The 21,309-nt window shown below is 62.1% G+C and carries 20 protein-coding genes and 1 pseudogene; 11 read left to right on the top strand and 10 right to left on the bottom strand.

Annotated elements, in window-relative coordinates; all coding sequences use genetic code 11:
• Window positions 1-19 precede the first annotated feature (19 nt).
• A complete protein-coding gene (locus tag ASE88_RS04675) occupies window positions 20-997 on the top strand; it encodes an SDR family oxidoreductase (protein WP_056475895.1) in 978 nt (325 codons plus the stop codon).
• Window positions 998-1,097: 100 nt separating this feature from the next.
• Window positions 1,098-1,724 carry a class I SAM-dependent methyltransferase gene (locus ASE88_RS04670; protein WP_056475892.1) on the top strand — a complete coding sequence of 209 codons (627 nt, stop codon included), beginning with the start codon at window positions 1,098-1,100 and terminating at the stop codon, window positions 1,722-1,724.
• Between the two features lie 98 nt (window positions 1,725-1,822).
• Here the strand turns inward: ASE88_RS04670 and ASE88_RS04665 are convergent, their stop codons facing one another.
• From ASE88_RS04665 to ASE88_RS04655, 3 genes are all read right to left on the bottom strand, one after another.
• Window positions 1,823-2,188 (bottom strand): hypothetical protein, encoded by a 366-nt coding sequence (locus ASE88_RS04665; protein ID WP_056475890.1) that lies wholly within the window; start codon window positions 2,186-2,188, stop codon window positions 1,823-1,825.
• 328 nt (window positions 2,189-2,516) lie between these two features.
• Complete coding sequence (locus tag ASE88_RS04660) at window positions 2,517-2,993, bottom strand: SAM-dependent methyltransferase (protein WP_056475885.1); 477 nt, start codon at window positions 2,991-2,993, stop codon at window positions 2,517-2,519.
• Window positions 2,994-3,257: 264 nt separating this feature from the next.
• Complete coding sequence (locus tag ASE88_RS04655; RefSeq protein ID WP_056475883.1) at window positions 3,258-4,610, bottom strand: APC family permease; 1,353 nt, start codon at window positions 4,608-4,610, stop codon at window positions 3,258-3,260.
• A 181-nt stretch (window positions 4,611-4,791) separates the two neighbouring features.
• On the opposite strand from ASE88_RS04655, the gene ASE88_RS04650 reads away from it, so the two are divergent.
• On the top strand, window positions 4,792-6,078 hold the full coding sequence (locus ASE88_RS04650) for a glycoside hydrolase family 130 protein (RefSeq protein ID WP_056475878.1): 1,287 nt from the start codon (window positions 4,792-4,794) through the stop codon (window positions 6,076-6,078).
• Window positions 6,079-6,149: 71 nt separating this feature from the next.
• Here the strand turns inward: ASE88_RS04650 and ASE88_RS04645 are convergent, their stop codons facing one another.
• Window positions 6,150-7,082, bottom strand: coding sequence for an AEC family transporter (locus tag ASE88_RS04645; protein WP_056475874.1), 933 nt, complete (start codon window positions 7,080-7,082; stop codon window positions 6,150-6,152).
• A complete protein-coding gene (locus tag ASE88_RS04640) occupies window positions 7,079-8,602 on the bottom strand; it encodes an FAD/NAD(P)-binding protein (RefSeq protein WP_082466210.1) in 1,524 nt (507 codons plus the stop codon). Before ASE88_RS04640 ends, ASE88_RS04645 begins: the two co-directional genes overlap by 4 nt.
• A 194-nt stretch (window positions 8,603-8,796) precedes the next feature.
• Here ASE88_RS04640 and ASE88_RS04635 point away from each other — a divergent pair, with 194 nt between their 5' ends.
• The 4 genes from ASE88_RS04635 (at window position 8,797) to ASE88_RS04620 (ending at window position 12,787) form a co-directional block, all read left to right on the top strand.
• Window positions 8,797-10,068, top strand: coding sequence for a PQQ-dependent sugar dehydrogenase (locus tag ASE88_RS04635; RefSeq protein ID WP_056475869.1), 1,272 nt, complete (start codon window positions 8,797-8,799; stop codon window positions 10,066-10,068).
• Window positions 10,069-10,082: 14 nt separating this feature from the next.
• A complete protein-coding gene (locus tag ASE88_RS04630) occupies window positions 10,083-10,943 on the top strand; it encodes a hypothetical protein (protein ID WP_156356913.1) in 861 nt (286 codons plus the stop codon).
• Between the two features lie 611 nt (window positions 10,944-11,554).
• Complete coding sequence (locus ASE88_RS04625; RefSeq protein ID WP_056475862.1) at window positions 11,555-12,046, top strand: alpha/beta fold hydrolase; 492 nt, start codon at window positions 11,555-11,557, stop codon at window positions 12,044-12,046.
• 48 nt (window positions 12,047-12,094) lie between these two features.
• Window positions 12,095-12,787: an alpha/beta hydrolase gene (locus ASE88_RS04620; RefSeq protein ID WP_056475860.1), complete on the top strand. Its 693-nt coding sequence runs from the start codon at window positions 12,095-12,097 to the stop codon at window positions 12,785-12,787.
• Window positions 12,788-13,050: 263 nt separating this feature from the next.
• Here ASE88_RS04620 and ASE88_RS04615 read toward each other — a convergent pair.
• The 4 genes and pseudogenes from ASE88_RS04615 to ASE88_RS04600 form a co-directional block, all read right to left on the bottom strand.
• Window positions 13,051-14,577: pseudogene (locus ASE88_RS04615) on the bottom strand (alkaline phosphatase D family protein).
• A 55-nt stretch (window positions 14,578-14,632) separates the two neighbouring features.
• Window positions 14,633-15,421 carry an acid phosphatase gene (locus tag ASE88_RS04610; RefSeq protein WP_056475857.1) on the bottom strand — a complete coding sequence of 263 codons (789 nt, stop codon included), beginning with the start codon at window positions 15,419-15,421 and terminating at the stop codon, window positions 14,633-14,635.
• A gap of 84 nt (window positions 15,422-15,505) precedes the next feature.
• On the bottom strand, window positions 15,506-16,138 hold the full coding sequence (locus tag ASE88_RS04605) for a DUF1826 domain-containing protein (protein WP_235527816.1): 633 nt from the start codon (window positions 16,136-16,138) through the stop codon (window positions 15,506-15,508).
• An 8-nt stretch (window positions 16,139-16,146) separates the two neighbouring features.
• A complete protein-coding gene (locus ASE88_RS04600; protein ID WP_082466206.1) occupies window positions 16,147-17,364 on the bottom strand; it encodes a GTP-binding protein in 1,218 nt (405 codons plus the stop codon).
• A gap of 110 nt (window positions 17,365-17,474) precedes the next feature.
• On the opposite strand from ASE88_RS04600, the gene ASE88_RS04595 reads away from it, so the two are divergent.
• On the top strand, window positions 17,475-17,819 hold the full coding sequence (locus ASE88_RS04595) for a MerC domain-containing protein (RefSeq protein ID WP_162233387.1): 345 nt from the start codon (window positions 17,475-17,477) through the stop codon (window positions 17,817-17,819).
• A gap of 313 nt (window positions 17,820-18,132) precedes the next feature.
• Here ASE88_RS04595 and ASE88_RS04590 read toward each other — a convergent pair whose 3' ends face one another.
• Window positions 18,133-18,696, bottom strand: coding sequence for a DUF7010 family protein (locus ASE88_RS04590; protein ID WP_156356912.1), 564 nt, complete (start codon window positions 18,694-18,696; stop codon window positions 18,133-18,135).
• A 373-nt stretch (window positions 18,697-19,069) separates the two neighbouring features.
• Here ASE88_RS04590 and ASE88_RS04585 point away from each other — a divergent pair, with 373 nt between their 5' ends.
• The 3 genes from ASE88_RS04585 to ASE88_RS18760 all read left to right on the top strand — a co-directional run bounded on the left by ASE88_RS04585 (window position 19,070) and on the right by ASE88_RS18760 (window position 21,127).
• The gene (locus ASE88_RS04585; RefSeq protein WP_156356911.1) at window positions 19,070-19,339 is read left to right on the top strand and encodes a hypothetical protein; all 270 of its coding nucleotides are present in this window, start codon (window positions 19,070-19,072) and stop codon (window positions 19,337-19,339) included.
• Window positions 19,340-20,199: 860 nt separating this feature from the next.
• Window positions 20,200-20,457: a hypothetical protein gene (locus ASE88_RS18765; RefSeq protein ID WP_156356910.1), complete on the top strand. Its 258-nt coding sequence runs from the start codon at window positions 20,200-20,202 to the stop codon at window positions 20,455-20,457.
• 220 nt (window positions 20,458-20,677) lie between these two features.
• On the top strand, window positions 20,678-21,127 hold the full coding sequence (locus ASE88_RS18760; protein ID WP_156356909.1) for a hypothetical protein: 450 nt from the start codon (window positions 20,678-20,680) through the stop codon (window positions 21,125-21,127).
• Window positions 21,128-21,309: the final 182 nt, after the last annotated feature.

Genomic DNA, 21,309 nt, shown 5'->3' with positions numbered 1-21,309 from the left:
ACGCGTTGGGCAGCTTCCAATGAGTGCTGGTCATACTCTCGCCGGGAAGCGGGTGGTCGTCACCGGTGCGTCAAGTGGCATTGGCGCCGCGACGGCCGTGGCGTTCGCTGAGGCGGGCGCAAACCTCGTCATAGGTGCCCGCGGTAAAGAAGGGCTGGATGACGTTGCGCGGTGCTGCGCAGCGGCGGGCGGCCACGCGACTGTCCGTCCGGTCGACTGCACCGACGCGAGCGCTGTGGCGACGTTCGCAGCCGAGGCGTGCGATCTGCTTGGTGGCATTGATCTTTGGTTCAGCTGCGAAGGCGTCGGTGTGCTCGGCCGGTACGAAGACGTGCCGATCGCGGATCATGGCCGTGTCGTCGACGTGAACCTCGTCGCCCACATGAACGACGTCCATGCAGTACTGCCGACTTTCCTAGCGCAGGATCACGGCACCTGGGTAAACATGATTTCGGCGGGCGGTTTTGTCGCCACGCCGTACGCTGCGGCCTACTCGGCGAGTACGTTCGGGTTGCGCGGGTTTAGCTCGGCCTTGCGCGGTGAGGTATCGAAGCGCCCGCACATTCACATATGCGACGTCTGCCCAACCTTCGTCGACACACCCGGCGTTGACCACGCCGGTAACTATACTGGCGCACACCTTTCGTTACCCCCGGGTTCGCTCGCACCAGAGACGGTTGATAAGGCTGTCGTGCGGCTCGCCACGCACCCCCGTAACCTCACTGCGGTCGGCGCGGCGGCAATCGCCTTCAAACTCGGCGAGTTCGCGGCGCCGAACCTGCTGGCGGCGATCATGAGTGGCTTCCTCGACACCTGGTCCGCCCGCGCGCCCAACGGTGACGACAGCGATGGGGTGTTGTTCGAACCAGGCGTCTCCGCCGGTCCGGATGGTGGCCGGCGCGATCCACACCGGGGGCGCAAGCTGGCAGCCGCGGCTGGCGGTATGGCGGTTCTTGGCCTCGCGGGGGCCGGTGTCTGGCTCGGCCGCCGCCGGTGATTGAGGACAACCGCTATCTCGCGGTGCGCCCCTGGATACGGTTCCCAATGGACGCTGTGGTCGCGGATACTGGCGGCTTGGCATTGCAGGGGCTTACCGCATGACCGAAGCGATCGAATTGGGACTGCCGGCGCGGGCCTTCGACCGTCAGGATGATGGCGACGACCTTGGCTTCTACGCACCCCCGCGTTTAGTCACGCACATCGACGAGGCAGCTGTCGGCGCCCTGACCAGCCTGTACCGCAATTCGATCTTGACTGGCGGGCGGGTGTTCGACCTCATGTCAAGTTGGGTCAGCCACCTGCCGGACGACGTCGCCTATGCCGAGGTCGTCGGCCAGGGCATGAACGCAGAGGAACTCGCGGCCAACCCGCGCCTTGATCGCTGGTTCGTCCAGAACCTGAACGATGTGCCTGACCTGTCCGAAGAGGACGCGCGCTACGATGCCGTACTGATCTGTGTCGGCGTTCAATATCTGCAACACCCCCTGGGGGTACTGCGCGAGGTCCGTCGTGTGCTGAAGCCGGGAGGCCTCGTCATCGTAAGCTTCTCGAACCGCTGCTTCCCGACTAAGGCCGTGGCGGTCTGGCGCGCTTTCGATACGCAGGGCCACGCATCGCTTGTCCGCCTCTATTTGGAAACAGCAGGGTTCCGCGATGCTACGGCTTCCATACTCGCCGACGGTCGCCTGGGGGATCCATTGGTCGCGATAACCGGCCGCAGTTGAGGCTGTCGGGATTACACCAGCAATGAGGGCGCTGACTCCCGGTTAGGTACCGTCACACCTGTTACAGGTATGTATCAGGCGCAACGGCAGGCCGGCGGTCAGGCCTCCACGCTAGCGGTTAAGGGTGGCGTTTGCTGATGTTGAACGACCAGCCAATCGTCGTGTCCCCGCATCCGCAAAGTCGAGGTGCAGTGGGCCTCGTACTTCTCGTCGCCGCTCGCGCATCGCGCAGTGTACGCAACGACGATCAGACCCTCTTGAGGTCGTGACACTCGTCGATCCGATAACTCGACCGAATCCCAGTCGGGCGTAGCCTTGACCGCATCCTTCGCTTCCTGCCCCTGGAATACATAAGGCGGCCGGGGCAAGACCATGACGATCTCCTCGTCGATCCGGTTCTGGTAATGCTCGTCGCTGGCATCCCATAGGCTACCTTCGAATTCCCACACGCGCTGGTCGTCCATGCCGTCTCTCCTTCATGGCTCAAGCGCGGAAGGAGGGGGGGAGGGTTCCGATGACTTGAAGCTGCTACGGCAATATCGCTCAGCGATCTGGCTTCCGAAGTTTCGGATCTGGGTCGAGTATGATCGAGCAGCACCCTACTCAGGAAGCGGTTTGTTCTGGTTTTCTGATCGCGCGATGCGCGCGCCAGTTAGCGCCCGTAATGCTATCACCGTTTACCACTCCCTCGCAGTTACGGCCCAGTGCCGTAAAGCGAATGAGGCTGCCACGCAGTCCGGTGCGAGTTAGCGTCTCCGTCGACCCTGCGCGACGTAGCGCACCACCAATATCCTAAAAGTGTTGGTGTAGGGTTACCCGGGCACCATCATCGAGCACCCACTCGCCAGCCACCGCCGCGGGCACTCGCCAAAGGTAGAGATGCGACCCACCAACCCGACCGGTGCTGTCCGGCGCCCAATCCGCCATATCGAAAGCATGACTGACGATACGCGAGCCAAGCGCAAGATCACGCAGCAAGCGAGAGCGCAAACGTAAGTTGACCTGGGGTAACAGGAACATGGTCACGACCGAGTGGCCGCGCACCGGAGTTACGAACAGGTCTTGCGCCATAAAGCGCGTAAGGTCAGCGACTCCGACCCTGATTGCGGCAGCATTTGACTCGTCGATCAACACCGGGTCGATGTCGATCCCGGTTCCTGAAGCATCACGCCTAGCAGCAGCAATCAGAATGCGACCGTTACCTATCCCGAGGTCGAGCACGCGGTCGCCTGGACCAACGGCCGCCATGTCTAGCATCTTGTCGATCACCTCCGGTCGGGTGCCGAGATAGGGTACGTCAAGCGTCGGTCCATGACCGGTCAACGTTTCCCAGGAACACCAGGCAACGCCCGGCGAAAGGCACCGAGCACCGAGTGCGACGCTCCCGCTGACGAGCAGCGTGAGAGCTAGCGCGGGTAAATTGAAACGACGAGCCATCGATCTGAATCGTACCGTCAAGTATTCCTTGAGGCCAGTATTCCACAGAATTAATATGCCGTATTTGCACGACTTATCGCACGAATGACGGTGGCGTTAGTCCTGTCCTACTGGGGGTCGCGATGGATCTCGCACCAGAAACAGAAGGAGCACGCCGACGGCGAGGACAGCGACACCGACCAGCGCGCTTACTCCGGTATAGGCAATGCTCGAATAAAGAAGGTAGGCGCTCGTCGCGCAGAATAGTGCCGGTAGAATTGGATAGAGGGGGACGCGAAAACTACCCGGTGGGGGCGGACCGCGACGTCTGAGCACGAACACCGCTCCACCCACCATTAGCAGAAAAAACCAGAAGACCGGCGCGGTGTACTCGACCACCGCGCCGAAAGCGTTGCGGTTGAACGTTGCGCCTAGGACGAGGAGGAGGGCGATGCCACCTTGGAGAAGCATGGCGTTGCCCGGCGTGCCGCGGGTGGCGTTCCAAGCTCCGAGCCAGCCAAGACGAGGGAATGTGCGGCCCAATGCATAGCTCGTGCGCGCACCGGTGATGACGGTGGCATTGGCCGAACTGAGCGCCGCAACGGCGATCGCTAAGCTTATCGAAGTAGCGCCGGCGGGGCCAAAAGCGTGCGCCATCACATCGGCTGCCACGGTTTGACTACCTGCCACGCCTTCCAACCCCAGCGCCCTCAGGTAGGCGCAGTTCACGAGCAGGTAGAGCAGCGTGACCAGTCCCAGTCCGGCGACGATCACCGGTGCGATACGTCGACGTGAATTCTTCAACTCGGCGGAGATGTAGACTACTTCGCTCCACCCACCATAGGTCAGCAAAACGAAGACAAGCACCAGCCCGAAGGCACCCTCCCGTTCGGTAGGAGGAGCAGGTGCGGCTTCTGGCGCAATGAGCAACCCGGCGACGATGACGGCGAGAAGACCTGCGACTTCTGCGCAGGTCATCCAGAACTGCGCCTCGGCACCCTGTCGGATGCCGAGCCAATTGAGAAACGTGAGCCCGATGACGAGGAGCGTCGCATAGATGCTGCTGGTATTAGGTCCGAACGACCAGACGGCCGCGACATAGTCTCCGAAGACGTAGGCCAGCAGCGCCAGCGAGCCGGTCTGTATTACGGCGAGACGCGCCCAGCCGTAGAGGAAGGCCACGCTGCGGCCGAATGCCAGTTCGAGAAAGTGGAAGTCGCCCCCGGCACTTGGGTGGGCAGAGGCGAGCTCGGCATAGCAGAGCGCGCCAATGATGGAGAGCAGGCCACCCAAAGCCCAGGTTCCAAGGAACATTGCTTCGCTGGAAGCTGCCCCCGCAACCATTGCGGGAGCGCGAAAGATGCCCGCTCCAACCACGATGCCGACGCACAACGCCATACCATGCCGAATACCAAGCGTTGGCTTGGGCTTCGCAAGGGCGTCTTCTGCTGGCAAGGTAGTGTCGTTCATTGCCGCCTTCTGCAACGCTCGGCGACGTCGGGAAACCGTTTGATTGAGCGCTCGCTGCGATCTTGTAACGTGAAGCCGCAAAGCGCGCGTTTTGCTGCCAGCGTGGGATCATGGCCGGTTCGGTATCGTTACACGGTCTGTTGCGAGCGTTCTCTCGCGCTAACCGAAAGGCCCGACGCCGATGAACGCTGCCGATGTTTTCGCTACGCTCGACGTAGAACTGAAACCCGATCCGTCGCGCACCGTGATCAGGCCGTTCAGCTTTGGCTATCCGCAGGCGTTCGAGGCGGACCACCCGCCACGCAGCCAGGTGGTCGTAGACCGCATCCTGGCGCTGGACGATACGATGCGGGCGAGGATGCTCGACTTGTTGCTGACGCCGATGCGCGAGCGTCATCGCAACGTCGAGCAGGTGCTGTTGCGGCGCTACGACGAAGTACGGCAGGACTTGAGCGACGGTGATTTCACCAATGCCGAGCGCCTCCTAATTGGCGCGTATTTCAGTCAAGAATACGCGTTCGAGTCCGCCGCGTTATTCAATCCCAGCATCGTCTCTCTGACGGACGAGGAGCCGAGCATGCCCGGCGCCGTCCGTTTCGTCCTGTCGTTGCGCGGGATCGGTGAGGGGCATATCTCGTCGATTACGTTTCGCACCGGTGAATGGGGGCCGGGCGGCCGGCTGGTGATCGATCCGCCGAGCGCCCACGGCGTGCCGCCGCGCATCGAACGCCAGGATGACGGATGGGTCCGGCTGCTGTGCGAGGACAGCCAGGACGCGTCCGAAACCGTCATCTTCCCCGTGCTACCCAGCCAGCGCCAAGGCATCGAGGATCTTCGCCTCGTCAACTTCACCGATCACGACGGCGTCCGCAGCATCATCGGCACGTACACCGCGTTCGACGGCAAAGACGCGCGCCAAGAAATCCTGCGCGGGGTCGACCTGCGCCGTGTCGAGATGAGGCCGCTTACCGGAGCCATGACGGGCTATAAGGGTATGGCGCTCTTCCCGCGGCGGATCGGTAATCAGTTCGTGATGCTGGGGCGGCAGGACAGCGAGAATATCTGGTTGCTGCGATCGGACGATCTTTACACGTGGGAAATCGGAGCGCCGATCATGGCGCCGAAATATCCGTGGGAGTTCGTGCAGCTGGGCAATTGCGGCTCGCCGATCGAGATAGACGAGGGTTGGCTCGTCTTCACGCACGGTGTCGGTATGGTCCGGGGATATTGCATTGGCGCCTGCCTTCTCGACAAGGAGGATCCGTCCAAGGTGCTGGCGCGCACCGCGTCGCCGTTGCTGTTCCCGAGCGCGGAGCAACGCGGGGGCTATGTGCCGAACGTGACCTATAGCTGCGGCGCGCTGATCCAGGATCGTCGCATCCTGCTCCCCTATGCGATCGGCGACGAGTTCTCGGCGTTCGCCGTGGGAGACGTGGATGACCTGCTGTCGGTCATGACCGCCTGTTGATCCGCCGTGTCAATGGCAGCGTTTTACGGCGCTGCCATCGGCTGAAAGCCGGACTGCCCAAGGAACCGAGACTAACTTGTCGGCATGACCGAGTGAAAGGCGCCCACGACCAGCAGAACGAGGACGAGGGATACAGCGCTCGACAGCGCGACGAGGATCGCGGCCGCCTTGCGGTTCGTGTCGAGGAGGGTCGCGAACAGGGTCACGTTGCTGGCGATCGGGAACAGCGCGACGAGCCCGACGATCACGCGGTCGCGCGGGCTTAGCACGCCGACGAATGCCGCTTCGAGGGCCAGCGCTGCGCCGAGCAGTGTCAGGCCGGCGACCTGCCTGACCGCGAGGATGTGCGCCATCAGCTTTGGCCGCCAGTCGTCCCGGCCGGTTTCGGCGAGGTTGAGGCCGATCACCGCCATGCCTAGGACCGACACCAGCGTGCTGGCGATCGAGACGATCGGCGCGGCCGCTTCAGGCATCGTCACGCCAGCCCATTTCGCGATGATCGAGCCGATGACGACATAGACGAGCGGCACCCGCAACGCCTTGGTCGCGGCGGTGCGCGTACCCTCCTTGGTCCGGGCGATGAGGAAATACCCGATCGTGTTGCCGTACAGCGCGCTGCCGATATATGCGCAGATTACCGTCGATACGCCGACCTCGCCGAACAACGCCTGGCTGACGGGCACCCCGAAGAACGCAACGTTGAAGAACGAGAAGGACGCCGACAGCAGTTTGGGGTCGAAGTCGTCGCCCAGCCGCTTGGCCAACCGGTATGCGGGGATGCTCATCAGGGCCGAGACAACGAACATCAGCGGCGGAATCACCAGCAGCTGTCGTGGTTCCGTGCCGAGCACCTTGTCGATGACCAGCAACGGGATGAGGGCGAAGACGAGGACCTTTGAACACAGCTTCGCCGCCCAGGGCACGCGGGCGCCGACGGCCCATGCGAGCAGGATTACGCCGTAGAGCGGCAGCAGCGCCGCCGCGATATTACCGAGCGCGCTCATTGCTGGCGCAGGATATCGTCGACCGCACGACCGGCGCATTCGACGTTGAACCAGACCGCGTTGGTGTCGCGCAACTCGCCATTCAGCAATTGGCCGAGCGCGTACAACCGAGGTGCGTCGCGCGTGGCGGATATGATCCGACACGTTGCCCGGTGCGCGATGGCCCCGCCGACCGGATGCGGTTGCAGCCAGTCCTTCGCGAGCAGGTCCTTGATAAGTGGCTCCTTCATCTCGTCGAGCGTGGTGGCCTGGCCCGTGGCGTTGACGACGATCGGCGTGTCGAGCGTGTCGCCATTCTCGAACCGGACCGTGAAGCCCGTACCGCTCTCGTGGGCAACGGTCTCGCTGATCCGCCCGCGTACGCTGAGCAACCCGCGGGTCATTGCATCCGCCAATCGCCGTGCGTTCGCCATCGGCGTGACGAAGCGTGCGGCGGCGAAATGCGGGGCCAGCCATTGCCCGAACCGTTTCTGGTCGGCGGGCCGCAACAGGTTCCAGATCGCCGTTGAATCATGCCGTGCGGCGGTGAGAATGCGCTGGAAAGGTTCGTCCCCGGCTTCCGCTCCGGCAATGTCGTGCAACAAGGCAGTCTCGGCATCGCCGTCGTAGCGATCCTCCGCCTGCCAATCGATCGCGCGTCCGGCAGCAGTCTCTGCTTCCAGACGAAAGAGGCGGAACAGGTCCACGACCGAGAAGGCACTGCCCCGCTCGCGGATCAGTCGATGGACGTTTCCGAGCGTGAGGTGCTGACGGTCATACCCCGTCTCGGGTGCCGGGATTTCGACGCGTGGCAGCATCCCCTCCTTCGATACGAGGTGGATGTGACCGCGATGCCCGTCGTCGAGCAGGGTCATCACTGCGTCGATGGCACTCAGGCCGCTGCCGAGGATGACGACGGACTGATCTCGCTCTATCCCCTCGGTCATGCGGTGGGCGGGATAGGGGGAGTCGAAGTAGCCGGGCATACCGTTCAGATTGCCGAACCGATCCGGATCGGGCGTGCCGATCGTCAGAAGGGCGACGTCCGTCGCGATCTTCGATCCGTTCGCGAGCCGAACCGTCGCCGCGGCATGATCGCCCTCGATGGCGATAGCTTCCTCGCGGTGGACGTGGACATCGATCCCGGTGGTCCGTGCCTGATCGAGCGCGTGGTCGAGAACCCCTTGCATGTAGACGCGGTATTCGCGGCGCTGCGGGTATTCGACGCCATCGGGATCGAGCGGGGAGCCGGATGCCGCGCGCCGCGCTTCCAGCCAGGTCCGGAAATGGCCCGGCTCCCGGTCGTAGAGCCCCATGAGGCGGGATTCCGTGTTCAAAAGATGTCCGGGTTGCTCGGTGCCGAACGCCAATCCCCGAGCAAGCTCATCGTCACGTTCGATCAGGTGGATCATCCAACCTTCGCCCGGATCGTAGCTAAGCCGAGTTACAGCTTCGGCGAATGCGGCAACACCGCAGGCGCCCATGCCGATAATAGTGAGTGTTTTCGGCATGATATCCCGTTCGCTGAGGAACGGCGACAACGCGCGGCAGCCTTTTCGTGCCACGGTGAACGTGAAACTTTTGTCATTTTAAGTGGTTCGAGCAGTTCCCCGGCCATGGGACGTTGCACCAAGGGCCGATCGCTCGGAGCCTAAATAATTCGCACGGCTGTCTGTCTCGCGGATATCCTTGATTGTCAGGGGGTTACACTATCGATCATAATCCGGGAGACATTATGAAAACGATTCTCGCAGCCGTCAGCCTTTTAAGCCTGACAAGCGGCGCCGTCGCACAGCAAACACCGGCAGTGGTAGGCCTGAAGGCGCAAGCAGAGCCTTATGCGACTGCGTCCGTGGTCAACCATCCTAAGACGATCGGCTGGCCCGAGGGACGTAAGCCAAAGGCGCCGCAAGGGTTTGAGGTCGTTAAATTCGCGGGCGGACTAGACTATCCTCGCCAGGCGTTGTTGCTACCCAATGGCGACGTGCTTGTCGCAGAGGCTCGTACGAAGCCGAAGCTGGACGCCGAGCCGGACGTTCAGCGGGGCCAAGCCCTGTCAAAAACGACGGGCTTCAGCGCCAACCGTATCACCTTGCTACGCGACGCGAACCGCGACGGCGTTGCCGAACAGCGTTTCGTACTGATGGAGGGGCTCAACCAGCCGTTCGGCATGCAGTACGCAAACGGTCGCCTGTATGTCGCCAATACCGACGGTGTCGTCAGCGTCCCGTTCAAGCCCGGCCAGACGCGCGTAACCGCAACGTCGCAGCCGCTCGTGTCGCTGCCCGCGGGTGGCTACAATAACCACTGGACGCGCAACCTGTTGCTCAGTCCGGACGGGCGAACGTTGTACGTGTCGGTTGGCTCGGCGTCTAATGTCGGTGAGCATGGTATGGACGAGGAGACACGCAGGGCAGCAATTCTCGCGGTCGATCTTCGTACCGGACGAGAGCGTCTTTATGCATCCGGGCTTCGCAACCCGGTCGGTATGGCGTGGGCGCCGGGATCGAACGTGCTGTGGGCCGCCGTTAACGAACGCGATCAGCTCGGCGACGATATTGCGCCAGACTATCTCGTCGGTGTGCGCGATAGTGGTTTCTACGGATGGCCCTACAGCTATTACGGCAAGCAGGATCCGCGTCATGCGAATGACAGGCGCGAACTATTGGCGACGACGTTGATGCCCGACGTCGCGGTCGGTCCCCATGCCGCTGCGCTGGGCGTAGCGTTCGCACAGGGAACGCCGGCCGACCAACAGGTTGCTTATGTCGCGCGGCATGGCTCGTGGAACCGGTCAACGTTCATCGGGTATGACGTGCTCGCGGTACCATTTGCAAACGGAAGGCCGACGGCCGCGCCGCAGCCGTTCCTGACCGGGTTCGTCGCAGACGAGAAGACGAATGAAGTCTATGGTCGACCGGTGAGCGTGCAGACGCGCGACGACGGCGCGATCTTCGTCGTCGACGATGCCGGGGATACCGTGTGGATGGTGCGACGCACCTCGTGACCATACCGGCCTTGATGGTTCTCGCAGCGACGCTCGCGTTGGTCGCTGCGTCACCCGCGTCGTCGCAGACCGTGCCGTTCATCGACACCGAGGATGCGACGTTATCTGAGGTCGATGTCGGCGGTGCGAGCGTTCATCCGATCGTCTCGTTCGACGTCCGCAACGGCGATTACGCGCGAGGTGCGTATGACGACGATGCCGCCGGTCTTGGCAGGGTTCCGGTCCATGTCTCGGTCGGCGCCGCCGCAGTGCTGAAGCGCGGTGCGGACGGGCAGGGGACGCTGTTCCTCGTAGGGCAAAGCTCAAACGGCTTTCACGCGCCGCGCCCCGACGAAAGATCCCGTCCGCGCGGTTGGTACGAGAGCAACACGATCGTCGGTCTGGCATGGCGACCGGTCGATGGGCTGTCGGCCGCCGCAGCCTATGCCATCAAGGCAAGTCCCAACGGCGTGGCGAGCACGACCCATGAAGCCAGCCTGACGTTCCTGTACACCGGCAAGGACGCAGTGGGATTCCTTGCTCCCCGGTTTGCCGCCACGACGCGGACGAAGGGGCAGGGGGGCTTCTACACGATCGTCGGCATAGCCCCCGCGTTCCCCCTCACACGCTCAAAGGATGGCCTCACGCTCACGTTGCCAGTCTCGATCGGTGGCGGTTGGCGCAGCTTCTATGCAGCGGATAGCGGAGACAGGGTTTACGGCAGCGGCGGGGTGAGCGTTGCCCAGCCGTTGAAGATCGCTGGCGCAAAGGCGACGTTGCAGGGCGAAGTTCTCGCTTTAGTTCGCGACGCTCAACTCCGACGGCGCGACGCTCCCGATGGCACGACAGCCTCTATCGTGCCGCTGGCGACCATATCACTTACATTGGCGTGGTAACGTATTTTGCACGTGCCGGTCGGCAGTAACCGGGTGTAGGCGAACGTGGGTCGAGACCAGCTGATAGTTGTTGAATAGATGTCGGCCAATTTAAACTGCAGCGCACCGCCTAACCTACTAGTTAATGTGATAGATTGTCGGCAGAGCGGCCGTGTGACTATTATCCGGCCGAGAAAAACTTGCGTAGTTAAGTGTATCTGAACGAATGTCCGAAAGCGGCGAAGGCGCAAAGCCAGCGGAATGGCTGCTTCTGAGTCTGAGCTCTCTCTAACTGGCCGACTGGAAGTTGCGGCTTTCCGTTACGAGTTCCAACCGAGAGTGCTGGCAACGAGCTATGTTGTAATGTTGTATTATTACAGCAATACACTGCTATGCTGTTTTGCCTGGGGACCGTTTTGATCCAGTTTCACCGCGTCAGATTTACCATGATACCCCTTGCGATAATGGCATCGACGACAGCGAGTGCATCCGATGGCAGGCGAGTGAAGCCACGCTTCGAAAAGTCAGAGTGCGTCGTAAAGGTCGTGCCCACCGAAAGGATTGAATGCGGTCTGCTATTCGTGCCTGAGAACCGGCGAAAGGCTCGAAGCCGCACGATCGGTCTTCCGGTAATGATCTTTCGCAGCACCGCCTCCGCTCCCGCGGCCGACCCGGTCGTTTATCTTCCCGGGGGACCGGGCCTGAGTAGCATCGACGGACGAACGACGGGTAAAGGGAACCCGTTCCTCGCGGAACGCGACCAGATCCTTCTGGAAGGTCGGGGCAACAAGTTCGCCCGGCCGTTGCTTGGCTGCCCAGAGATAAACGATCTTCGTGCCGCGAATGCGACTCCCACCGTGCAGACAGCGGCGGCAGCCCGCTGCCGGGCAGAGCTAAGCGCGTCGGGCGTCGATCTCGATGGATATACCTCGGCCGAGACCGCAGATGACCTTGACGATTTGCGTCGCGCGCTGGGTATCCGGCAATGGAACCTGATCGGCTTCCCCTACGGCACGCGTCTGGCCCAGACGGTGCTGCAACGCCATCCGGAGGGTGTGCGTAGTGTCGTTCTCGATTCAGTGCTGCCCGTCGACGTCAACTATGACGAGACGGCTGCCTCTTAACTAGGGCGCGCGATTAACGCCCTGCTGGACGCTTGCGCCGGCGATCAGGTGTGCGACGTCCGCTACCCGGACCTTCGCGCTCGCTTCGCCGCGTTAGTCGCCGATGCCGATCGCGACGGTATCCCGGCACCGGGTCGCGTGCTGCGTGGTCGCGATATCGTCGAGGCTGTAGGCGCCGGTCTACAGCAACCCGGCGTTATTCCGGCCTTGCTTGACATCATCAGCGAGACCGCCGGAGGCCGTTTGACCGGACTGCTGACGCTGACCCGACGGGTCGCGTCGACTTTCAACTGGGGATTGCGCTTGTCGATCTGGTGCGGTGAAGAAATGCCGTTCGAGAACGCCCATCGGATGACCTCGCAGATATCCCCGACGTTGGGTCTGGGCGGAACCGACAATCGCACGGCGACGCCGGAAATGTGTGCGGCGTGGCGCGTCTTTTCCGCCGATGCGCTGGCAAACGCTCCGGTGACAAGCGACGTGCCGGTCCTCATCCTCGCTGGTGAGTTCGATCCAATCACACCACCGGCCTGGGGCCGTCGCCTGCTCCGTACTATGACCAACGCAAGGTTCGTGCAGCTTCCTGGGCAGTCCCATGGAGCAATGTTCAACCGTTGCGGTGGGCAGATGACGATGGCCTTCCTTCGTGACCCCCGGGCGCGGCTGAACGGAGACTGCATTGCCAACATGGCGGGGACCGCCTTCGGTACAGGCAAAGACATTGCAGCACGCAGCCAGTGAGATCGCAGGCGCCAGCGATCAGCGTCGGTCACTTCCAGCCCGATGAACGAACGGCTGAAGTTGGGAAGCGGGGAAGGGCAACTGAACGTCCGGAACTGGGTCGAGCTTGTCATGACCAGGCGCCTATCGCCGCGCCAGGTTCACAATCGACGCGCGCACATAAAAGCGCAAGCGGGCCGGAATGCGCAGGGTAACCGGGGCTTAAACGCGGCTTTTGCCCGCATCGGCACAGATCGAGGTATCGGTTTCATACTAAGGTGCGGTCATGTCACCATCACAGCGGCCCGGCCGTGCTCGACGCTGGCCGTACCGGACGTCTTGGCCACGCCGTCCGGACGCATCACGGTATCGACGGTGCGGAACTCCGTCTTCCACTGGTTCGCGTTTACATCGCAGAGCAGATAGCCTCGCCGGTCGTTGGTCCAGGCGAGAAACGGGTTACGAGCGCGGATGCGGTCTTCGCCGACCCGCCGGTCCGCGCCGTCGCCGCCCGAGGTGATCGACGTGCCGACGAACTCGACCGCGACGGCATTCCCCTGGCCGCCTTCGGTGCGCAGGACGCCCGCATAATTCTGGTGCTCGTCGCCGGTCAGCACGACCATATCGCCGAGGCCTTCGACCATCTTGAGCACGCGCTCGCGCGGCGCGTCGTAGCCGCCCCAGCTGTCCATGTTGCGGATCGGCGCGGGTTCGTCACCCGTTCGCCGGTCGAGCGGCATCATCATCACTTGCTGCGCCAGCGCGTTCCAGCGCGCCGTCTTTTGCTTGAGCGCCGTGTACAGCCATGCCTCCTGGATCCGTCCCATAACCTACGCCGCGGGATCCGCCCAGCCCGCACAACGCGGCTTGAAGCCGTCGTCGCAGGGCTGGTCGGTCCGGAACTGCCGGGTGTCGAGCAGATGCAGGTCGAGCAGATTGCCGATTGTCGCGCGACGATAGATCTGCATGCCGGCAGGGCCCGGAAACGCCGAGCGGCGCAGCGGCATATGCTCGTAATAGGCCTGGAACGCCGCGGCACGGCGTAGCGCGAACACTTCGGGCGGGTCGTTTTCCTGATCGATCTCGCCGACCCAGTTGTTCTCGACTTCGTGATCGTCGAACGTCACGAACCATGCCGCCGCGGCATGGGCGGCCTGGAGATTCAGGTCGGTCTTGTACTGGGCATAGCGGCGGCGATAATCGGCGAGGTCGAACAGCTTCTGCCCGGCATGCTCGCGGACGAAGCGGCGGGGCTTGCCGTCATAGCCGACCGGCATCGGCGCGCTGCGGCCTTCGTAGATATAGTCGCCATAATGGAAGACGAAGGCGGGATCGTCCGCCGCGAGGTGGCGATAGGCGGTGTATAGCCCGTCCTCGTAATTCTGGCAGCCGTCGACCGCGAAGCGCAGCCGGTCGAGTGATGCGCCGGCGATCGGCAGCGTGCGCGCACATCCCGCGGCCGAACGCTCGCCGCCGACCGTGAAACGGTACCAATAGGGGCGATCGGGTAACAGGCCGGCGACCTCGACATGGACCGAGTGCGCGAGTTCGGGACGCGCTAGCGCCTTGCCGCCGGCAACCAGCGTCGCAAAGCGCGGATCGGTCGCGACCCGCCACTCGACCTCGACTGGCTGCATCGGCATGCCGCCATGCTCGGCCAGCGGGTCGGGGGCGAGCCGGGTCCAGATCACGAACCCGTCCGTGGCCGGATCCCCCGCCGCGATGCCGAGGCGAAACGGATAGGCGGCGAAGAGTTGCTGTGCGCGCAGGATCGCCGGTGCGCCGATTATGGCGGCAGCGGCCCCTATCATGGTGCGGCGATTGAGGAGCAGGTGCGAGCCGGTCGTATCGGTCATAAGTGTCTCGTCAGTAGAGGAGCTGGGCGACGAGTGCCGCTTCGCGGGTGCAGAGTGCCGTGTTGGGTCTTGCCACGCCGCGGGTCTGTCGGAGCGCCGCGATCTCCTGCCTGGCCGCGGCGAGATCGGCGGTGAAGGCCGGGTCGCCTTGCAGTGCGGTGAGCGTCGACGACGCCGACAGCCGTCCCGCTTCGACCGCGCTGGCATTGTGGACGCCGCATACGATCCGGCTTTCTCCGTAAGCCCGTCCGCGCGCGAGCAGTGCGGTCGCATGATCGGGCGCGATCTGCGCGAGCAATGTCGCCATCGTCCAGCCCGCGGTGGTATGGCCCGAGGGGTAATCATAGCTGTCCGCGACCTCGGCGGCGGGCTGGCAGATCGGCCCGCGGTCGATCAGGAAGGGGCGCTGGCGCCTATAGAATGTCTTGGCGATGCCGGTCTGTCGCGCGGTGTCGACCATCGCGCGCCGGAGCAGCGCAGCGGTCCGCGGGGCGTTTTTGGGGGTCATCGCGATCCCCATCGAGCAGCTGAAATCGCGGAACAGGTCGGCGGGCGCCAGCTTGACGTCGTTGGTCGCCATCGCCCAGCGCGGACTTCCCTCAAGAGCGCGCGTCGCCTTGAAGATCGCGCGGTCGGCAATGCCGCGAGGGTCGCTCGGCTTCGGCGCAGGCGGCAGGACGGCCAGCACGTCGAAAGCGCCGGGGTTGAGATAGCCCGCCGGCCCGAGCGCCTGCTGCGCACCGGCAACGGCACCGAGGCTCGCCAGCGTGATAGCGATGATGAGCGGCAAACGGGTCATGCTGGGTGGATCCTGATGGTGTGGATCATGGGAGGAGCGAGACGGTGTTCGGCGATCGCGTGACGAGGGTGCGCCGCGAATATGTCAGCCACGTTGCATCGCCTGCTCCCAAAGCGCGGCGGTTTCCGCTGGTGGTGGAGCGTCGAGCACGAGCAACAACCGCTCCTCGCCCGTGCCGGCGATCTGGGGCGAGCGGTGGACGATCGCCTGATCGCCGGCGAGGACGCGACCCTTGAACAGGCCGACCGCGCCGGGCGCAAGCGATCGCGGCGTCTCGACGGGCGGTGCATCGGCGCGTTCGATCGCCCGTTCGATCCACTGCGTTCCCGATCCGCGATAGGTGCAGATCAGCCGGACGGACACGTAATCCGCGTGCCAGCGTTTGCAGGCGTCGCCGACCACCCGCTCGAGCCGGATCACGACGTGCGACAGCGCCATGATCGCCGCAAAGGACGCCGTGAGCGCAGCGATGTCCGCGGCGATATCCGCATGCCAGGCGGCCTGGGGCTGCTGCGCAAACGCATCGGTCAGCGCGGCGTGCGCGCGATCGACCGAAGTCGTCATCTGGATGGTGCCGAAGCCGTTCAGTGGTCCGACCGGCACCACCGAGGGTCGCTCCCAGATTGCGAGAGTCACCGCGGGGTCCAGGATCGCCGCGAGATCGCCAACGGTCCGCGCGCAATGGACATGCGAGCGGGATGGGGCGAGGGTCGACATGCCTTTCATCAGGCCGTCTCCCGCACGCCCCAGACGGGGAATGGATCGGGCATTTCCTCCCACAGCCGGGGCGTGAACGCAGCCGCCGGCACAAGACAGGCATCGAGGCGGCGCCTGATCTCGGCCTCGTCCATGTCGATGCCGATGAAGACCAATTCCTGTCGCCGATCGCCCCAGATCGGCGACCATTTCGCCGCTACCATCCGGCCCCAGGCATCGCCGCTCGGACGCTTGGGTTCCGGTACGCAGGCCCACCAGCGGCCCAGCGGCTCCGTCACCGACTGGGCTCCGGCTTGCGCCAGTTCGCCGCACCAATCGGGGCGTGTCGCGAGCCAGAAATGCCCCTTCGCGCGGACCACGCCCGGCCAGCCGCCGCGCGCAAAATCGTGGAACTTGGCCGGGTCGAACGGCGCCCGCGCCCGGTAGACGAAGCTCTCGACGCCGTATTCCTCGCTTTCGGGACGATGATCGGCATGACCGTAGAGTTCCTTCGCCCAGAGCGGGTGGAGCTCCGCCTTTTCGTCGTCGAACAGTCCGGTCTCGATTACCGCGTCGAGCGGGACGTGTCCGTGGCGCGCCTCGACGATGCGGGCATCGGCGTTGAGCGATGCCACCAGCTTGCGCACGGTTGCCAGCTGCGCGGCATCGACGAGATCGGCCTTGGTGATGACGATCACGTCCGCGAACTCGATCTGTTCGACCAGCAACCCGACCAGGCTGCGGCGGTCGTCGTCGCCGAGCGCCTCGCCTCGGTCGGTGAGAAAGTCGGTGCTTGTGTAATCGCGCAGCAGGTTCGCGGCATCGACCACCGTCACCATCGTGTCGAGCCGCGCAACGTCCGACAGGCTCTCGCCCTGCTCGTCCGCGAACGAGAAGGTCGCGGCGACCGGCAACGGCTCCGAGATGCCGCTACTCTCGATGACTAGACAGTCGAACCGCCCGGCCTCGGCCAGCGCGCGCACCTCGACGAGCAGATCCTCGCGCAGCGTGCAGCAGATGCAGCCATTGGTCATCTCGACCAGCGTGTCTTCGCCTCGCGATAGCGCTGTATCGCCGCTGCGCACGAGATCGGCGTCGATGTTCACCTCGGACATGTCGTTGACGATCACCGCCACGCGCCGGCCTTCGCGGTTAGCGAGGATGTGATTGAGGAGCGTCGTCTTTCCGGCACCCAGAAATCCGGAAAGGACGGTTACCGGTAGCAGCGGCATCTCAACTTCGAGCATCGACCAACCTCATACAGCGTGATACAGTATATCATTACTATGTAGATATTGGTTGTGGCAAGATGAGAACGATACGGATTTGCGGAATGGATTGGCTCGATCGGGCAGCCATGGCGGGATCGGCAGCATGCATGGTCCATTGCCTCGCGCTACCGCTCCTCCTGGCGGCAGTGCCGGCGGTGTCCGCGATCATCGTCATACCCGAAAGCTTCCACCGCTGGGTGCTGCTGTTGGCGGTACCGCTCGCGGCGGTCGCGCTCCTCGGCGGACATGCGCGCCACGCGGCGTTGTGGCCCCTGTGCCTTGGCGTCGCTGGACTGGGTCTGATGACGGTAGGTGCCTTCGCCCTGCCGGAAGGCGACGTCGAAAGCGCGGTTACGGTAACTGGGGGCATCCTGGTGGCGCTAGCGCACGCGGCCAATTTGCGTCTCCGGCATGGCTGCGGTGCTCCATGATATTCTATGTCCGTAATACGACAGATGAAAATGAAATGGCGGTCGAAGTTCGCGACACTAGAGTGAGACGCGAAGGTAAAGCGGCCATTTACATCTATAGTTTGCGCTATGCCGATGAATGAGCGGCCGAGATAGCGATCGACGGGTCAGCCGCAGGGTGTTTGGAATGGGTCTGGGAAGCCCCGCGTTGCTGGGCAGTTCCGCCCAGAGAGGGACACTGAGTGTCACAAATTAGGGCTCCGAAAGCGGTCATTCGATCAGGTCGGTTCCTCCCGAGCCGCTTTCTCCTGATGCAAAAGTTAAAAGTTTTGCATCAATGTGCAGAGGAAGGTTTCCGCATCGCAACGATAGCGTAAACGTACGTCAGCGCCGCAGCGCCAGCTATCACAGCCCCGCGAACCCCCTCGGGGACGAACAGGTAAGCTGCGTAGCAAAGGACCGCTCTCATCACGAAATGGATGAACCCAGCCGGATCATCAGCGCCCCATCCGTGAGGCACCCATACCATTCCGGCGAGGATGGCGAGGCCCAGAATTAGAATATCGAGGTTATCAGCGGCTCGCGCGGCGATAATCACAAACGGTATAAGTAGCCCAACTACCGTGATGAATCGCATAAACAGCTGTGTCACGGGGTTGTGCCGACTTTCCGATTGAAGCCCAGGCGCGCCGCGTACTTTGTCTATGATCAGGGCTAACGGAAAAGGGATGGCTGCGGCAATAAATGGCGCAAAGCTCGGAAGCTGGTTGCCAAGAAGGTACGCGGTGATCGCCAATGCGCTCCAGGCTATGAAACCACCGATCGGCATCGCCGTGGTGCTGGTGGCGAGATAATTCCTCCGCGCATCGGCTAATGAGATGCTTGAATAATCTCGCATGTGTGCCCCGCTGAACGCTTAATCAGAAGCACATGTATTCCCTGTCCCAAGCTCACCTACAATGGCTGCTCAGGCTTTCAACAAAAAGAAAACAGCTCTCACGCAATCCAACACGCTTTGCATGATGATGCAAAAATCACAGGTTTTGCATCGACCAAAGAGCGGCGGGAAATCGAGGGTTCCGCCGATGCAAAAGACTGATGCATCTGGGATGCCGGTTCAGTGGCCGGCGTCCCAGGGTGCGGCCGCCAAAGCGGACCGTCCGCTTTCCTCCCCATTCTGGCCATTCCCCCTACGCCCATTCTCGGACATTAATCTTGACCGGGCAGGCATATGTGAGCAGTCTCCCGTCTAAGCGGCACGGAAAATCAAAATGGTCTATTTTCAAAACTTTGTTAGCGCCATGTTAGTTACGGCTCTCATCGTGATAATTGCCCGGTTCGTGTTGAGCATATTCTTTGTAGAAATGAAGACATACATACCGTCTCTTTGCGTGGGATTCGGTTTTATGCTCGGTCACTATTCAGTCAGCGGTCCGATCGACGATCCCGCTACCGCGATGGCGATGGCTAAGTTTCTTGGAAGCGCGATCTGTCTTATCGTGCTGGCTGCGGGCTTTCGGTATCGGACGAACGTCGCGTAACTTTCCCAACCCGGCCATTCCGCTAACGCCCACACCCGGACGTCCATCTGGGCAATTCCCCTCCAAGAGTTGCCCTTCGTTGAGGAAGCCTTTTGCAGGCTCAATAACCGCCGAACTCGTGCTCTAATCCGCGTAGCGTGTCTTCAAAGTCATTCATGGCCTTCCGATGGCGAGCATCGCGTTCTGCCGATGACCCTCTAAACACTCGGCAGGACGAAACGGTGACAAAGTCCGCATCTGGACCTGATCGAGCAAGGTGGACGTCTTTAAGATGCTCGATCCGGTGCCCATAGCGCCGTTGGAAGTCCGCTGCGTAGAGGTCTCGACGTGGAGATGGACAGTCACGGTGTGCGTCAGCGTCTCCCGTCGCGGAGTCGAGGCGATACATCAAATTTGAGGGCTTCGGATCCGCAGGAATCTGACCTGGCGTCGAACTCGATACACACGCGATCCAAATGGCATACCGCTTCATCCAGCGGGAAGTGCCTACCGTTCCGCCCTAGGTCAACGTCTGCCTTGACCAGGGCTTGGCAAAAAACCGCCAGTCCGCTTTCCTTCCCAAACCGGTCGTAGAAGCGCCATTTTAGTGTGCTACAAAGCGGACATAGACCGGGCGGACGGAACCTGACACCATACCGCTTGTGGCGAGCTTTCTTTCCCTATCCGCTCCTCCCGTCTTGATGGCTGTGCTCACTGCTTCGTGTAGCCCTGCTGGCTTGCAGCGGCAGGATCAATTTGCGTGGGCAATTGAGGGCGCATACTTATCGTCCCCGCCGATTGTGCGCGTGCGGCTGACGGAGTCGCCAAACAGCTCCGGCGCAATCCGGTGTATGTTCGGTCGAACACTGATAGACGCAATCATGCGCGAGAAGCGTTTGCCTATGACGGAAATAGGGTATCGAGAGGCGGTCGCTTTCGCACTTTCCGCGCGTGATCACGGCTATCGCTTTGTTCGACCCGCATCATTGAAGGTGATCAATGAGTCGCAGGGCATCATGGATGCCGGATTGCTCAAAGGCTGCGAACTGATCAAGCATGGCAAGTCTGCCCTGTGGGCAGACATGCAAGCGACCGTAGTGGAAGGCCCTCACTTTCCGATGGTCAGTGACCCGAAATAGTTACCACCAATGGCTGCTTTCCCTCAATTCATCGCCACATCCGGACGTTCCGGTAGGTAACTCGCAGTCTCGAAAGCGGACATCCGTTCATCTCGATGATGCCAACCCGCCTCCGCGTTGATGCAAAAATCAAAAGTTTTGCATCAACGGCCGCGGACCAGAAGGGCTGATTGGCTTCAGAGCGATTGCATGCAAAACCCGAACCAAGGAGAATTCGAGCATGGGCATCTTACAAATTGCCTTTATCGTCGGCCTAGCAGGCCAATCCGTTAGCGGCGGGGCACAAACGACGCCAGGCGTGCCGGTTCCTATCGAACGGCAATTGAGCGGAGTCACCCCCCGAGAGGCAACTGACCTCATCGCCAAGCTGGAGGACGCTCAACGTTTTTTGAGAGCTGGAAAATTTCAGTCGTTCGAGCACCTTGCGGGATCGATCGCCTCATATGACAAGACGAAGGTTTCGCCTCGCGAGGCTTTCTTACAGGTGCCGTTTAAAAGCGTGTGGAATGTCGAACGGGTCCGCAGCGACAATAAGCTAGCGCAGCCATACAGACTTGCTTACGCACCTGATGGCCTTGGAAAACTCTATTGGGACATTGAGGTGGTGCTAGACATCAATAACAACATTGATCGCGTATCAATGACTTATAGACCTCCTGCCCCATTTTGATTTTTTGCGACTACCGGTCATTCGCTCCGTGACCATTATGCAAAAACTCTCAGATTTCGCATCAGCCCACAAACGGCGGGAAACCAACGGCTCTGACGATGCAAAATACTGATGCAACGGGGATACCCGTTCAGTCACCGGTTTCCTGGGATGTGGCCTCCAAAGCAGACGTTCCGCTTTTC

The sequence above is a fragment of the Sphingomonas sp. Leaf38 genome (genome assembly GCF_001421825.1).
GTDB lineage: Bacteria > Pseudomonadota > Alphaproteobacteria > Sphingomonadales > Sphingomonadaceae > Sphingomonas.
This window is presented reverse-complemented; position numbering and strand designations above follow the sequence as displayed.

Excerpts from the sequence above, each read along its gene's own strand:
- ASE88_RS04665 (WP_056475890.1), bottom strand. The coding sequence starts at position 2,188 with ATGGACGACCAGCGCGTGTGGGAATTCGAAGGTAGCCTATGGGATGCC.
- ASE88_RS04645 (WP_056475874.1), bottom strand. The coding sequence starts at position 7,082 with ATGAGCGCGCTCGGTAATATCGCGGCGGCGCTGCTGCCGCTCTACGGC.
- ASE88_RS04605 (WP_235527816.1), bottom strand. The coding sequence starts at position 16,138 with ATGTCGACCCTCGCCCCATCCCGCTCGCATGTCCATTGCGCGCGGACC.
- ASE88_RS04675 (WP_056475895.1), top strand. The coding sequence starts at position 20 with ATGAGTGCTGGTCATACTCTCGCCGGGAAGCGGGTGGTCGTCACCGGT.
- ASE88_RS04630 (WP_156356913.1), top strand. The coding sequence starts at position 10,083 with ATGGTTCTCGCAGCGACGCTCGCGTTGGTCGCTGCGTCACCCGCGTCG.
- ASE88_RS04600 (WP_082466206.1), bottom strand. The coding sequence starts at position 17,364 with ATGCTCGAAGTTGAGATGCCGCTGCTACCGGTAACCGTCCTTTCCGGA.
- ASE88_RS04635 (WP_056475869.1), top strand. The coding sequence starts at position 8,797 with ATGAAAACGATTCTCGCAGCCGTCAGCCTTTTAAGCCTGACAAGCGGC.
- ASE88_RS04595 (WP_162233387.1), top strand. The coding sequence starts at position 17,475 with ATGGCGGGATCGGCAGCATGCATGGTCCATTGCCTCGCGCTACCGCTC.
- ASE88_RS04655 (WP_056475883.1), bottom strand. The coding sequence starts at position 4,610 with ATGAACGACACTACCTTGCCAGCAGAAGACGCCCTTGCGAAGCCCAAG.
- ASE88_RS04590 (WP_156356912.1), bottom strand. The coding sequence starts at position 18,696 with ATGCGAGATTATTCAAGCATCTCATTAGCCGATGCGCGGAGGAATTAT.
- ASE88_RS18760 (WP_156356909.1), top strand. The coding sequence starts at position 20,678 with ATGGGCATCTTACAAATTGCCTTTATCGTCGGCCTAGCAGGCCAATCC.
- ASE88_RS04625 (WP_056475862.1), top strand. The coding sequence starts at position 11,555 with ATGATCTTTCGCAGCACCGCCTCCGCTCCCGCGGCCGACCCGGTCGTT.
- ASE88_RS04670 (WP_056475892.1), top strand. The coding sequence starts at position 1,098 with ATGACCGAAGCGATCGAATTGGGACTGCCGGCGCGGGCCTTCGACCGT.
- ASE88_RS04585 (WP_156356911.1), top strand. The coding sequence starts at position 19,070 with ATGGTCTATTTTCAAAACTTTGTTAGCGCCATGTTAGTTACGGCTCTC.
- ASE88_RS04650 (WP_056475878.1), top strand. The coding sequence starts at position 4,792 with ATGAACGCTGCCGATGTTTTCGCTACGCTCGACGTAGAACTGAAACCC.
- ASE88_RS18765 (WP_156356910.1), top strand. The coding sequence starts at position 20,200 with ATGCGCGAGAAGCGTTTGCCTATGACGGAAATAGGGTATCGAGAGGCG.
- ASE88_RS04610 (WP_056475857.1), bottom strand. The coding sequence starts at position 15,421 with ATGACCCGTTTGCCGCTCATCATCGCTATCACGCTGGCGAGCCTCGGT.